A 13,353-nucleotide genomic window follows, 5' to 3' on the forward strand; every position below is an offset into this window, starting at 1 on the left:
ATTGCGTGGTCTTTTTGATCGCTCCGGATGTGGGGAAGTTTCTCCGGACACTTAACGTTGCCTAAACGCGGGTCGGTTCAATTGTCTTAATAATTGCCGATGGTTCGTGACTTGGGTCATGCTTGGGGTCATGGGTGGATGGTCGGGGCCGTTCCGAAAGTGAAAGCAGACATGCGTGCTGACCGGACCAGGACGTCCGGCGTGCGCCGTCGTGCACTTCGGATCGCCCTGATCTCAGGCTTGGTGCCGTCGTCGCTCACGCTGGTTCAATGTGGCCAGTCGCCCAATCCAGCTGCGCTGGCGGCGAGTTCGCAAGCCAATGTCCAGGTGGTTGCGAAGACAAGTCCGCAAGTCTCCAACCAACACGTCGCAAGCGACGACACGTTCGACGATCGCTTTCCTGCCTCGCAGTTCAGGGAGCGCTTCCCTTCGGCGAGCGAGAGTTTCCTGCAACGGCAGATGTCGGACTTCTCGCCCAAGCGCGCCGTGCAGCAGCAGCCCCCGGAACAGGCGCCCTACAAGGTCGCCTCGCTTGCGCCGCAGGTCCCTTACCAGCGTCCGTCGCGCCAGGACCTCACAACGCTTGTCAGCATGAAATCGTCGGCCTTCCCTTATTTCGGCAACAACCCCGCCTCCGACGCGCCCTTCCTCAACATCTCCAGGGGGGACCGCCGCGGGCACCGCAGCTATTCCGGGCGCGTCTTCTGGCAGGACGAGACCTACAACGACAGCCGCGTGCTGGTGCACGTCCCCGAACATTTCGACGTGCGCAAGCCTGGCGTGATCGTGGTGTTCTTCCACGGCAATGGCGCGACGCTCGAGCGCGACGTGCGCGACCGGCAGCTGGTGCCGCAGCAGATCACCGCATCAGGCGCCAACGCCGTGCTGCTCGCGCCGCAGATGGCCGTCGATGCCGCCGATTCCAGTGCCGGAAAGTTCTGGCAGCCTGGCGGCCTCAAGCGCTTCATAGATGAATCGGCCAATCACCTCGCGCAGCTGACCGGCGATCCCAACAGCGCGCGTGCCTTCGCCACCATGCCGATCGTGATCGTGGGCTATAGCGGCGGCTTCCTGCCGACCGCATGGAGCCTCGAGGTCGGCGGCATCAGCGATCGCGTCCGCGGCGTCGTGCTGCTCGATGCGGTCTACGGCGAAATGGACAAGTTCGCATCCTGGATCGAGAGCCACCGCTCTGGCTTCTTCGTCAGCTCCTATACCCACTACACCGCGCGGCGCGACCACGAGCTGATGAGCACGCTCAGGCAGAAGGGCATCGGCGTTTCCGAGGACATGGATGCACCGCTGCGCCCCGGCAGCGTCGTGTTCGTCGAGACCGGCGACGGCATCACCCACCGTGACTACGTCAATCGCGCCTGGACGCAATATCCGCTCAAGGACGTGCTGGTGAAGATGTCGGCAACGCCGGCACTCGCACTGACGCGCGTCGCAGCCACCGCATCACCGACATCGAGCCGCTAGCTGAGCGCCAACGACCGGCCACTCAGCTCTCACTTCCAACTCTTGGGCGGTCGAGCCGTTTCAGCTCTTGGGCAGTTTCGGAATGCTCTCGGCAAAGCCGTTGAAGCAGGCCAGCCGCTCGTCCTCTTCCTTGAGGAAGCGGCAGTCTGAGACACCTTTGGCCTTCGGCGGCTTGGGCTTCGGCGTCGGCGGAAGCACCGCGTCGTAGCAATTGAGACGGTCCTTGGTGCCGTCGTCGGTATCAAGGCAGGCCTGGAGGCGCAGCGCGATCGACTGCGGCTTGCCTTTTGGCGCAGCGACAGCCGGTTTGGCTGCTGCTTCCTTGGTGCCGGCCTTGGTCCCTTTGGGTTTGACCTGCACCAGCGGCTTGTCCCCCACCATCGGTGGCGTGTCGGTTTGCGCAAACGCGGAGGCTGAATAGAGCACCGCGGCAACCGCCAGAATCATCCTCATTTCAGTCAACTCTCTTTGGTCCCCATGTCTGGCGTTCTAGCGCTCTCTCGCGCGGTTTGCCAAGCGTCTTGCGTTCGGGAAACACGGCCATCAGCCCGGGGCGACAGCCGCCGGCCGGGGCCGGCTCGCAAACCACCAGGACCACGGCCAGCACGACGAAGCCGACGGCCACAAAGCCCGTACTGTGCAGCAGTTCGCGGGCAAACAGCGCCCCTCCGACCGCGGAGCCAATGGCCTGGCCGATGTAGAGGACGGAGGTATTGAGCGCGACTGTTGCCGGCGCGAGCGGCGGTGCTGCCGCGACCAGCCGCACCTGCTGCATCGAATTGGTCGAGGCAAAGCCCAGCCCCCACATGGCCACCGCAATCGCCATTAATACCAGTGTGCCCGCGCTGAGCGCCCAACCGGTAATGCCCGCCAATAACAGGCTCGTGAACAACAAAGAGGTCCGGTACGGGCCCCATGTGTCGACGATACGGGTTGCGACGGCAACGCCGAGGAAGCCGCAAACACCATAGATCGCGAACACCATTCCGATCGCGTCCGGGCTTGCGTCGGTCATCTTGTTGAGCAGCGGGCCCATGAAGGTGAACACCACGAACTGGCCGGACATCTGCAGCATCGTGATCGCGAGCAGCAGCAGGATCGTCTTGTTGCGGCCGACCTCGCTCCAGGTCCTCAGATCGACCGGCGTGCCCTTCAATCCGGCCGGCAGGCGCACCAGCAGCAACAGGAAGCTGATGCAACCGAGCGCGCCGATCCCGCCATAGGCGGCGCGCCAACCGTAGCGACTGGCGATGAAGGTGATCAGCGGGAGGCCGACCGCGGCCGCCAGCGACCAGCCAAGGAAGATATAGGCGATCGTGCTGCCGCGGCGCTCCGGCGGCACGATCAGCGCGGCGGTGCCCGCCGCCTGCGGCGTGTACAGCGCGCCGACAGCGAGCATCACCAGCCGGATGACGAGGAGGCTTGCATAGCCGGGCGCAAAGGCCGACGCGAGATTGCCTGATGCAAGCACTGCCAGCGTGGCCGTGAGCAGGAACCCGCCGCTCGATGCGGCTGGTCAGCCACGCCGTCAGCGGCGAGCCGATGCACAGCGTGATCGCGCCGAAGGTGATGAGCAGCCCGGCTGCATGGATGCTGATCCTGAGCCCCGCCGACAATTCCGGCAGCATTCCCGCCGGCGCCAGCACTGAGCAGCCTGTGACGAGATTGCCAAGCATCAGGGCGGTTGCGGTAAAGCGGCCGGCGCGCGGATTTTCCATGCAATTGCATGTAGAGCAGGCCCGCCGCCAGTTAAAGGGCGCGACACGAAATAGTTGGAGGATTGGCTGCGCTTTGCGCGCCACTTTCTTGGAAATGCCGGATTGCGCAGGCCGAATCGCCTGATATATCGCTCGTTCCCGCTTACCTGCGCTCGTTCGCAGGAGTGAGCCTCAGGAGAAAAGCAATGTCCGACCAGCCCAAATCCGAATCCGGCTTCCAATATTCCCTCAGCAATCTGAAGCCCGTGACCCCCGCCGCCAAAGTCACCCTCACCTTCCCCGACGGCGCCCAGCGCCAATATGACCAGAACATCACCGGTCTCGAGATCGCCAAGGGCATCTCGCCCTCGCTCGCCAAGCGCACCGTGGCGATGATGCTCGACGGCGTGCTCACCGATCTCAACGATCCCATCGAGGCCGACGCCAAGCTCAGGCTGATCTCGCGCGACGAGCCGGAGGCGCTGGAGCTGATCCGCCACGACTGCGCGCACGTGCTGGCGGAAGCCGTGCAGACGCTGTGGCCGGGCACGCAGGTCACCATCGGCCCCGTGATCGAGAATGGTTTCTATTACGACTTCTTCCGCAACGAGCCGTTCACGCCGGAAGATTTCGCCGCCATCGAGAAAAAGATGCGCGAGATCATCGCGCGCGACAAACCGTTCACCAAGGAAGTCTGGGACCGGGAAAAGACAAAACAGGTGTTCCGCGACAAGGGCGAGGCCTTCAAGGTCGAGCTGGTCGACGCCATTCCCGGCAACGAGCCGATCAAGATCTACTACCAGGGCGACTGGTTCGATCTGTGCCGCGGTCCGCACATGACCTCGACCGGCAAGGTCGGAGGCGCCTTCAAGCTGATGAAGGTGGCCGGTGCCTATTGGCGCGGAGACAGCAACAACCCGATGCTGACCCGCATCTACGGCACCGCCTTCGCCAAGCAGGAGGACCTCGACGCTTACCTCAAGCAGATCGAGGAAGCCGAGAAGCGCGACCATCGCAAGCTCGGACGCGAGCTCGACCTCTTCCACTTCCAGGAGGAAGGTCCTGGAGTCGTGTTCTGGCACCCGAAGGGCTGGACCATCTTCCAGCAGCTGATCGCCTATATGCGGCGACGCCTGACCGGCGATTACAGCGAGGTCAACGCGCCACAGATCCTCGACAAGTCCCTCTGGGAGACCTCGGGCCATTGGGGCTGGTATCGCGAAAACATGTTCGCAGCGCAGTCGGCCGGCGACGAAGCCGAGGACAAGCGCTGGTTTGCGCTCAAGCCAATGAACTGCCCCGGCCACGTGCAGATCTTCAAGCACGGCCTGAAGAGCTACCGCGACCTGCCCTTGCGTCTCGCCGAGTTCGGCGTTGTGCATCGCTACGAGCCGTCCGGTGCCATGCACGGCCTGATGCGCGTGCGCGGCTTCACCCAGGACGACGCGCATATCTTCTGCACCGAGGACCAGCTCGCGGACGAGTGCCTGAAGATCAACGAACTGATCCTGTCGACCTATTCGGATTTCGGCTTCACCGGCGAACTCACGGTCAAGCTCTCGACCCGGCCGGAGAAGCGCGTCGGCACCGATGCGATGTGGGATCACGCCGAGCGCGTGATGGCCACGGTGCTGCGCGAGATCCAGGCGCAGAACAATCACATCAAGACCGAGATCAATCCAGGCGAAGGCGCCTTCTACGGGCCGAAGTTCGAGTACGTGCTGCGCGACGCCATCGGCCGCGACTGGCAATGCGGCACCACGCAGGTCGACTTCAACCTGCCGGAGCGGTTCGGTGCGTTCTACATCGACCATGACGGCGGCAAGAAGCCGCCTGTCATGGTGCATCGCGCGATCTGCGGCTCGATGGAGCGCTATATCGGCATCCTGATCGAGCACTATGCCGGCAACTTCCCGCTCTGGCTCGCGCCGGTGCAGGCGGTGGTCACCACCATCACCTCGGAAGGCGACGAATACGCGAAGGTGGTGCTGGAGCAGGCGCGGCGCGCAGGGCTTCGGGTCGAGATCGACCTGCGCAACGAAAAGATCAACTACAAGGTCCGCGAGCACTCGCTGGCCAAGATCCCTGCGCTGCTCGTGGTCGGCAGGAAGGAGGCCGAGACGCATTCGGTCTCCGTTCGCCGGCTGGGTAGCGACGGGCAAAAGGTGATGACGACCGAGGAGGCCATCGCCGCCCTGGTCGACGAGGCGACCCCGCCTGACGTCCGGCGCGCGCGCGGCGCGGTCTGATCGCTGAAATCGCTCTAAACTCGCTTTCGGTTGCGGGCGTGCATGCTTATCTCGGCATGGCACGCCCGTCGCCCATCTGAAGAGGCCATCGCAATGCCCGACGCCATCGAAGTCCTGAAAACCCGTCGCTCGGTCAAGCCGCGCGAGATGACCGGACCCGGCCCCTCGCCGGCCGAGCTCGAAACCATTCTCACCATCGGCGCGCGCGTGCCCGACCACGGCAAGCTCGCGCCCTGGCGGTTCATCATTTTCGAGGGCGACGCACGCCAACGCGCGGGCGAGGTGATCGCGAAGGTCTTTGCCCGCAAGAATCCCGGCGCGCCAGCGGCCGATATCGAGACCGAGCGCAAGCGCCTATCCGATGCGCCGCTGGTGATCGGGATCGTCTCCTTCACCAAGCCCCATCCGAAGGTGCCGGCCTGGGAGCAGGAGATGTCGGCCGCCGCCAGCGCCATGAACATCGTGACGGCCGCAACCGCTCTCGGCTACGGTGCCTGCTGGCTGAGCGGCTGGTTCTCCTTCGACCGCGACGTGCTTGAAGGCCTTGGCCTCAAGGCCGACGAAAAGCTCGCGGGCTTCGTTCATATCGGCAAGGCGACCAGGCCGAGCGAGGATCGACCGCGACCGGTCCTTTCCGAAATCGTGACGCGCTTCTAATCGAAGTCTTGTTGACGCCTCTGATGTCTTGCGGCTTTGTTCCCGTGCAGGGAGGAAGCCCGGATGAAGCGTCGTGAATTTCTGGTCGGGGCCGCGATGCTGGCGGGCACGATGACGCGGAGCCGCGCGTCCGACATTCCCGCCCCTTCCGCCGACGGGCTGAGGCGCCTCACCTCGTTCTTCGAGAACGAGGTCACCACCGGCCGCTTGCCGGGAGCCATCGTCCTGATCCATCAGCATGGCAAGCCTGTCTATTTCAAGCTGTTCGGCGTGCGCGATGTCCGGACGCGGCTGTCGATGACGCCTGACACGATCTTCGCGATCCATTCCATGAGCAAGCCGATCACCAGCCTGGCTGCGATGATGCTGATCGACGAGGGCAAGCTCGCGCTGACCGATCCCGTTTCGAAATACATTCCCCTCTTCGCCGGCACGAAGGTCGGAATGGAGATCACCAAGCCCGACGGCTCGCTGGCGCTCGACCTGGTGCCGCCGCTCCATCCGGTGACGATCAGGGATTTGATGCGGCACACCTCGGGCATCAGCTACGACTATATCGGCGGCAAATGGGTCGAGCTCGCCTACAAGGCGGCCAACATTTTTCAGGGCCATTTCGAAAACAGGGAGTTCGCCGAGCGAATCGCCCGGCTGCCGCTGGCGCGGCAGCCGGGCACGCTGTGGCGCTACGGCCATTCCACCGACGTGCTCGGCAGCGTCATCGAGATCATCACGGGGCAGCCGCTGTACGACGCGTTGAAACAACGCATCTTCGATCCGCTCGGCATGACCAGCACCAAGTTCGTGCTGTCGACGCCTGACGAATTCGAGCGGATGGCGCGGCCGCTGCCGACCGACCAGATCCTGCTCGATGCCGAGCGCGAGCGTCTCGAACATCCGGAATGGCAATCGGGTGGTGGCGGCCTGCTCTCGACCATCATCGACTATCAGCGCTTTTCGCAGATGCTGCTCAACGGCGGAGAACTCGAGGGCAAGCGCTATCTCTCGCCGGCCGCCTTCAAGGACATGACGACGGACCAGATCGGGCCAGAGTCCGGCGTCGATCGCGACTATTTCTATTTCCCTGGCGACGGTTTCGGTTATGGCTATGGCCTTGCGGTGCGCACCGATCCCGGCAACGCCAAACCGCCGCCGCCGGGCTCGCTCGGCGAATTGAAGTGGGACTCGGGCAGCGGCACCTATTTCGGCGTCGATCCCAAGCTCGATATGGTCTACGTCCTGATGCAGCAGACCCAGAACGAGCGCGGCCGCATCACGCCGGCGTTCAAGGCGCTGGTCTACGACTGCTACCCGGAAGAGCTACGCCGCCCGTGAGGAACGCTCGCCGAAATCGGCGAGAAGTCTTGCGATCTCGGCGGCGGGCCTCGCGGCGCTGAACAGGAAGCCCTGCACTTCGTTGCAGCCTTCCGCGCGCAGCCAGTCGAGCTGATCCTCGGTCTCGACCCCCTCTGCAGTCGTGGTGATGTTGAGGCTGCGGCCAAGGCCCGAAATCGCACGCACGATCGCGCCGCAATCGGGCCGCCGCGCCAGATCCTTCACGAAGGAGCGGTCGATCTTGATCTTGTCGAACGGGAAACTGCGGAGATAGCTGAGACTGGAATAGCCGGTGCCGAAATCATCCATTGAGATGGACACGCCGAGGTCGCGCAATCGATGCAGGATCGCGAGATTGGCATCCGTCTCCGCGAGGAAGACCGACTCGGTGATCTCGAGCTCGAGCCGCTTCGGCGAGAGGCCGGATTGCGCCAGCGCCGAGACCACGACCTGAACCAGACTGCGGCTACGGAATTGCGCCGGCGACAGATTGACCGCGACTTTGACTTCGTCAGGCCACTTCACCGCCTCGGCACAGGCTTCGCGCAGCACCCATTCGCCGAGCTGGGTGATCAGGCCGATGTCTTCCGCGACCGGAATGAATTCCGCGGGCGAGATCATTCCCTTCTCGGGATGAGGCCAGCGCAACAGCGACTCGAAGCCGGAGATGCGATCGGATGCGATCGCCACCAGCGGCTGATAGTGCAGTTCGAACTCGCCATTGGCAAAGGCGCGACGGAGATCCAGCTCCATATCGCGGCGCTTTTGCGCCTGCAGATCCATCTCGCGCTCGAAGAAATGGTGCATGCCGCCGCCGTCGGACTTTGCCCGGTACAGTGCCATATCGGCGTTGCGCATCAACTCCTCTGACGTGATGCCGTCGCCCGGCGACAGCGCGATCCCGATGCTGGCGCCGATCACCATCTCCTGGCCGTCGATCTCGTAAGGCGCCTTCAGCATGTCGATCAGCAGCGTCGCGCAGGCGCTCGCCTCGTTCGGCGAGACGTCGGATGCGAGGATTACCGCAAACTCGTCACCGCCAAGGCGGGCAGCGAGATTGGCGCCCCGGACCGCAGTGGTCAGACGCTGGGCGACTTCCTTGAGCAGGCGATCGCCCGCCGGATGTCCGAAGGAGTCGTTGATGGTCTTGAACAGGTCGAGGTCGATATAGAGCACACCGACGCGTTTTCCGCCGGCCTGGTCGAGCGCTTGCTTGAGGCGGTCCTGGAAGTGTTCGCGGTTCGGCAGGTCGGTGAGCCCGTCGTGATGCGCCATGTAGGCGATCCGCGCCTCGGCCTTACGCCGCTCGGTGATGTCGGCGACCGCAACCAGATAGCCGTCGCGATCGTTGAAGGTGATGCGGCGGCCGAAGGTGAGCACCTCGATCTCGCTGCCGTCGGCGCGCAGGTGCCGCCAGTTGCGCGAGGAGTGGTAGGTTTCACCGACGCGATCGAGCGCCTCGTCGTGGCTGTCCCACTCGTCCTCGGGCCAGATCTCGTGAAGCTTCATGCGCAGGAAGGCGGCACGGCTGTAGCCGTAATGTTGGACGGCGGCGTCGTTGACGCTCACAAACTCTTTGGTCTCGGCGTCGAACACCCACATCGGCATCGGGTTGCTGTCGAACAGCAGGCGGAACGAGGCGTCGCGCCGCTTCATCGCGGTGACATCGGAGATGGTCAGCGAAATGACGTCGGCGAACGCCGTCGCGCTCATGCGCAGATAGCGGCGATCGGTCTCTATCTCGAGCTGCTCGCCGCGGCCGCCCGACACCGCTTTCAGCAGGAACTCCCTGACGTCGGTCCTGGCGAGCAACGTAGTGCCCTGGCCGATCTGACGCCACAAGAGGCCACCGCTTGCAACATTCAGCAGCAGCTCGGCGCTCTTGTTGTGATGCACGACTTGGAAATCGGACGGATGACCGCTCGCATCGCGCAGCGTCGCCAGTGAGACCACCGCGTCTTCGGTCGCAGAGAAGATCGCATCGAGAAGATTGTATTGGGTGCCGCGCTCATTGACGTAGACGCCGACCAGCGTGGCGCCCCAGCGTGAGGCGGTCGGCAGCGCCAGCAAATCGTAGGTCCGGACCATGCCATCGCGCACGCAATGGGCGCTGGCCTGGTACGGCCGTCCATTCTCGAGCGCACTCGCCGCTGCTTCCGACAGCGCGGTGGCGCAATCGGGCGGCAATTCCGTCAGCGGAATGTCCCAGCGTTCCTCGCCGAGCCATTTTTGCACGTAGCGTCCGCTCCGCGACAGCTCGAGCGTGCCGTCGTCCTTGAGTAACGCGATGTGGTCGGCGAGCCGTCCCAGGCTCCCGAGCATGACATCTTCATAGCGCGGCAGCCGGTCGCCCGGCTTCAACGCGGCATGCCATTTGCGCTGAAGCACCCGGATGTCGTCAAACATTTCGGTGACCGGTTTGCCCGGCATCTTCTTCGCGGCACTCATTGCAGTCCCCAACGCACTATCCCGCTGCATCCAAAGACCGGCCCGCTTAATGGCATGTAAAAAGGACGCAGGCGCGGGTTCCGTGCGGTGATTATGACAGTTTTAAATCCGGCGATGGTTAGTGCGTCTTAGAGACTATGACAGTGGGTTGAATGCGCTGCCCTCGTGTCCCGGACGCGCTGCAGCGCGCGAGCGTTGCTGCGCAGCGTCCAAGGCACGAGAGCGGAGTTTCGGCGCACAACTTTTTCCACACCATCATTGCGAGCGCAGCGAAGCAATCCAGAATCCCTCCGCGGATACATTTCTGGATTGCTTCGCTGCGCTCGCAATGACGAAGTATGCGGCAATGATTCCGCTCCCTTCAATTCGCATCTTTATCGTAGAAACGCCTTCGCATCCTCGCGGCATCTCGCCCGAGCTTTGCGACACATGCGCCGTTGAATTTCGGCAAAGTGGAATATTTTTGACGAAGCGAATTGCCGCGGCCAGCGTGTTTTGCCGGCCGGGCAACGCAAGGGATTGTAGGTGCATCGCTGGCCGCGATTAGTCTTCGCTGGACGCCGTGAAGCGGTTGCGCAGGTATGCCTGCGACAGCAGGAAAAACAGCGCGCGCTCGCCGTGATATTTGGCTGAGGGCCGCGTGCGCTCGAATCCACCGGCAAAGATCTTGCCGGACTGGTCGCAGACCTGCCACCGCCAACCGAACCGTTTGCGCCTGGTGAGGATCACTTCGAACATGCCGACGCGCTAGGTCCCCTGCTCCTTGCCGGTCTCGCAGACCAACAAGGCTGCGCCGGCGTCCCCCATTGGACAGATGCCCGACATATAACCCAGCAGGATGGAAAGCGAATGAAATTGATTATCGGAATTACGTATCTTGCACCGGCAATTGAGGTCCGAACAAGCCGCTAGCCGCTGGCACCGGTGTTTCCGTAGCCGGCGCGCAGTCTAGTAGCGCTCGCAAAGGTCTCCGAAACCGAAACGCAAGACACGAATGGAGGGTAAGCAAACGCTCACCGGACTCCACCGGCGCCTGGCTTTCGTGCACTGGATGAGAAGCGCAGTACGATCTTCACGGGAAGGCTCTCTTCCCGGCCGGTGCTGAACTCGCAACGACGATGTTGACGCAGTGGCGCTGGCTCTCGCGCGGCGTCAGCGCGCGACGACTTCGACTTCGCCATCGACACCGTTGACGACGTTGAAGCCGCGCTCGTAGACCTTGCCCTCGTTCTTGGCGATGGCGCGGTATTCGCCTTCTGAGAGCACGACGCGCGGGAAAGCGCCGATCGATTCCTTGATGACGTCGCCGCCGGGCGTCAGCACCGACCAGGCGGTGTTGGCGAGCGCCTCGCCGCCCTTGTCACTGACGAGCTTGAGCGTGATCACGGCGGCGCGGTGGGTGATGGTGACGTCGGTGAGCTTGCCGGCCTGGACGCGGATGTCCGAGCGCACCACCGAGTTGGCGTCGCCGTAGTTGGAGATGATGTAGTAGGTGCCCTCCGGCAGCAGCACGACGTCGCCGGCGGCGACGTTCGGCACCAGCGACGCGCGCTCGCCGGATTCGAACTGGCTGCCCTTGTAGATCGCGAACGAGATCTGGTTCTGAGGAATGCGGCTGGTGCCGACGCGGCCCTCGATGCGCAGGCCGCCGGCCGGCAGCACGAAGGATTCGCGGTCGGTCTCGGCCTTCAGGCTGACGGTGCGCACCGCACTGACGAGGCCGAAGGCGACGTGCACGACGTAATTGCCCGGCGGCAACACGATGTTGGGCGTGGCGCTGCGATCCTCGCGGATCAGCTTGAAGGTGCCGTTCTCGTCGGGCCGGTCGGCAAACACCCGCCACACCAGGCCGCTGGTGATCGCAGGCGTGTCCTTGCCGTATTTCGCCATCAACGACAGCACGGCCTGCCCGGGCGCGGCCGCATTGAGCGGCGCGGCCGACGGGACGCCGGTCACTGCGGGCGGCATGCTGGGCGTATTGGGCTGGGTCAGGGTCGGCGGCAGGCTGGCAGGGCCGGCGCCTGAACCGGAAGGCGGCGCCAGGCTGACCGCGCCACCGGGATCGGGCACCGAAGCCGGGGGTACCGGCGGCGGACGATCGGAGAAAAGCTGCGCCTGCGCAGTGGTCTGGCCCAGGAGAACGACCCATGCGGACAGGACCAGCGCCGGCAGCAGCTTCCCGCCGCGCCGCCACCGAATGATGCCGTCACCCCCTCGAGTCATGCCACCTGCTTTTCACCGAAAACGCGGCAAATTCAAGCCTCTGAAATCCCCGGGGAATACGGTTCTCTGGAACCGGGTTGACGCCTGCGTGATTACATTAGAGGCAAGCGGCCCTTGCCACACTCCTGCCCCCTGCGTCCCGAACGCTGTAAACCAAGCTTTGCCATCGTTCTGGTGAAGCGGAAGCGCGGTGCCTACTCTGGAGTGAGGACGGCCCGGAGTAGGAGAGTTTCGGTGCTGGATATGTTGAGAGGTCGGGGCGTGAAGAGCGTAAACAGCGAGAAGGTCGGTCTTGGCAGCATCCGCCGACCCGTCCTGGGCCTCGCCCTCGGAGGCGGCGCGGCGCGCGGCTTTGCCCATATCGGTATCATGAGAACGCTGCTGGCCAACGGCATCGTGCCCGACGTCGTGGTCGGCACCTCGATCGGGGCTGCGGTCGGCGGCGCCTATGCGGCCGGACGGCTTGATGCGCTGGAAGACTGGGCCCGCAGCCTGCAGGGCGTGCGCAACATCCTCGGCTATCTCGACATTCGTCTCAACGGCTCCGGCCTGATCGGCGGCGCGAAGCTCGCAAGCCGGCTGGAGGAATCGATCGGCCAGACCATGATCGAGGATCTCCCGATGAAATATGCGTCGGTCGCGACCGAAATCCGGACCGGCCATGAGATCTGGCTGACGCACGGCCGCCTGGTCGAGGCGATGCGCGCCTCCTATGCCCTGCCCGGCATCTTCGCGCCTGTGATGATCGGTGACCGCTGGCTGGTCGACGGCGCGCTGGTGAACCCGGTGCCGGTTTCGGCCGCGCGGGCGCTCGGCGCCGAAATCGTCATCGCGGTCAATCTATCCACCGACATCTTCACGCATTCCACGACGATCTATTCACACGGCGCCATGCGCACCCCGGTCGCAGCCCCGGTCGCCGAGGAAACCCCGGCCAAGCGGCGTTTTCCGCGCATCTTCTCACCGGAGAAAACCGTCAAGCGCGAGTTCTTCGGGACCGCCGGCCGGCCCGGCATTTCCTCGGTGATGGTGGATGCGTTCAACATCATGCAGGACCGCATCACCCGCGCGCGGCTCGCCGGCGATCCGCCGGACCTCCTGATCACGCCTCGGGTCGGCCAGTTCGGCTGGTTCGATTTCCACCGCGCCGACGAATTGATCGCGCACGGCACTCGCGCCGCCGAACGCGTGCTGGAACAGATCCAGGAGACCATCGACGTGCTGGCGCCGGCGCCCGAAGGCGCCGTGCCGAAAGCAGTCGAATAAGA

The 13,353-nt window shown here is 64.0% G+C and carries 9 protein-coding genes and 1 pseudogene; 5 read left to right on the forward strand and 5 right to left on the reverse strand.

The genetic code is table 11. The features are described 5' to 3' along the window. Positions 1-171: 171 nt before the first annotated feature. Positions 172-1,479 carry an alpha/beta hydrolase gene (locus ACVW16_RS04905; protein ID WP_456735524.1) on the forward strand — a complete coding sequence of 436 codons (1,308 nt, stop codon included), beginning with the start codon at positions 172-174 and terminating at the stop codon, positions 1,477-1,479. A 60-nt stretch (positions 1,480-1,539) separates the two neighbouring features. Here the strand turns inward: ACVW16_RS04905 and ACVW16_RS04910 are convergent, their stop codons facing one another. Beyond that, positions 1,540-1,932, reverse strand: coding sequence for a hypothetical protein (locus ACVW16_RS04910; protein WP_456704262.1), 393 nt, complete (start codon positions 1,930-1,932; stop codon positions 1,540-1,542). Positions 1,933-2,022: 90 nt separating this feature from the next. Further along, a pseudogene (locus tag ACVW16_RS04915) lies at positions 2,023-3,197 on the reverse strand (MFS transporter). Between the two features lie 185 nt (positions 3,198-3,382). Between ACVW16_RS04915 and thrS the strand changes: the two are divergent. The 3 genes from thrS (at position 3,383) to ACVW16_RS04930 (ending at position 7,414) form a co-directional block, all read left to right on the forward strand. Further along, positions 3,383-5,425 carry a threonine--tRNA ligase gene (thrS, locus tag ACVW16_RS04920; RefSeq protein ID WP_456735526.1) on the forward strand — a complete coding sequence of 681 codons (2,043 nt, stop codon included), beginning with the start codon at positions 3,383-3,385 and terminating at the stop codon, positions 5,423-5,425. Between the two features lie 93 nt (positions 5,426-5,518). Further along, positions 5,519-6,082, forward strand: a complete 564-nt coding sequence (locus tag ACVW16_RS04925; RefSeq protein WP_456735527.1) for a nitroreductase family protein — start codon at positions 5,519-5,521, stop codon at positions 6,080-6,082. Positions 6,083-6,145: 63 nt separating this feature from the next. Beyond that, positions 6,146-7,414, forward strand: coding sequence for a serine hydrolase domain-containing protein (locus tag ACVW16_RS04930; protein ID WP_456735528.1), 1,269 nt, complete (start codon positions 6,146-6,148; stop codon positions 7,412-7,414). On the opposite strand, the gene ACVW16_RS04935 is transcribed toward ACVW16_RS04930, so the two are convergent. The 3 genes from ACVW16_RS04935 to ACVW16_RS04945 form a co-directional block, all read right to left on the reverse strand. Continuing rightward, positions 7,400-9,862, reverse strand: a complete 2,463-nt coding sequence (locus ACVW16_RS04935) for a putative bifunctional diguanylate cyclase/phosphodiesterase (RefSeq protein ID WP_456735529.1) — start codon at positions 9,860-9,862, stop codon at positions 7,400-7,402. The two genes, ACVW16_RS04930 and ACVW16_RS04935, sit on opposite strands and share 15 nt — an antisense overlap. A gap of 543 nt (positions 9,863-10,405) precedes the next feature. Then, the gene (locus ACVW16_RS04940) at positions 10,406-10,600 is read right to left on the reverse strand and encodes a hypothetical protein (protein WP_456704268.1); all 195 of its coding nucleotides are present in this window, start codon (positions 10,598-10,600) and stop codon (positions 10,406-10,408) included. Between the two features lie 414 nt (positions 10,601-11,014). Further along, positions 11,015-12,085, reverse strand: coding sequence for a hypothetical protein (locus ACVW16_RS04945; RefSeq protein WP_456704269.1), 1,071 nt, complete (start codon positions 12,083-12,085; stop codon positions 11,015-11,017). A 234-nt stretch (positions 12,086-12,319) separates the two neighbouring features. Here ACVW16_RS04945 and ACVW16_RS04950 point away from each other — a divergent pair, with 234 nt between their 5' ends. After that, the gene (locus tag ACVW16_RS04950; RefSeq protein WP_456735530.1) at positions 12,320-13,351 is read left to right on the forward strand and encodes a patatin-like phospholipase family protein; all 1,032 of its coding nucleotides are present in this window, start codon (positions 12,320-12,322) and stop codon (positions 13,349-13,351) included. Positions 13,352-13,353 lie beyond the last annotated feature (2 nt).

Source organism: Bradyrhizobium sp. USDA 4474, from assembly GCF_054057515.1.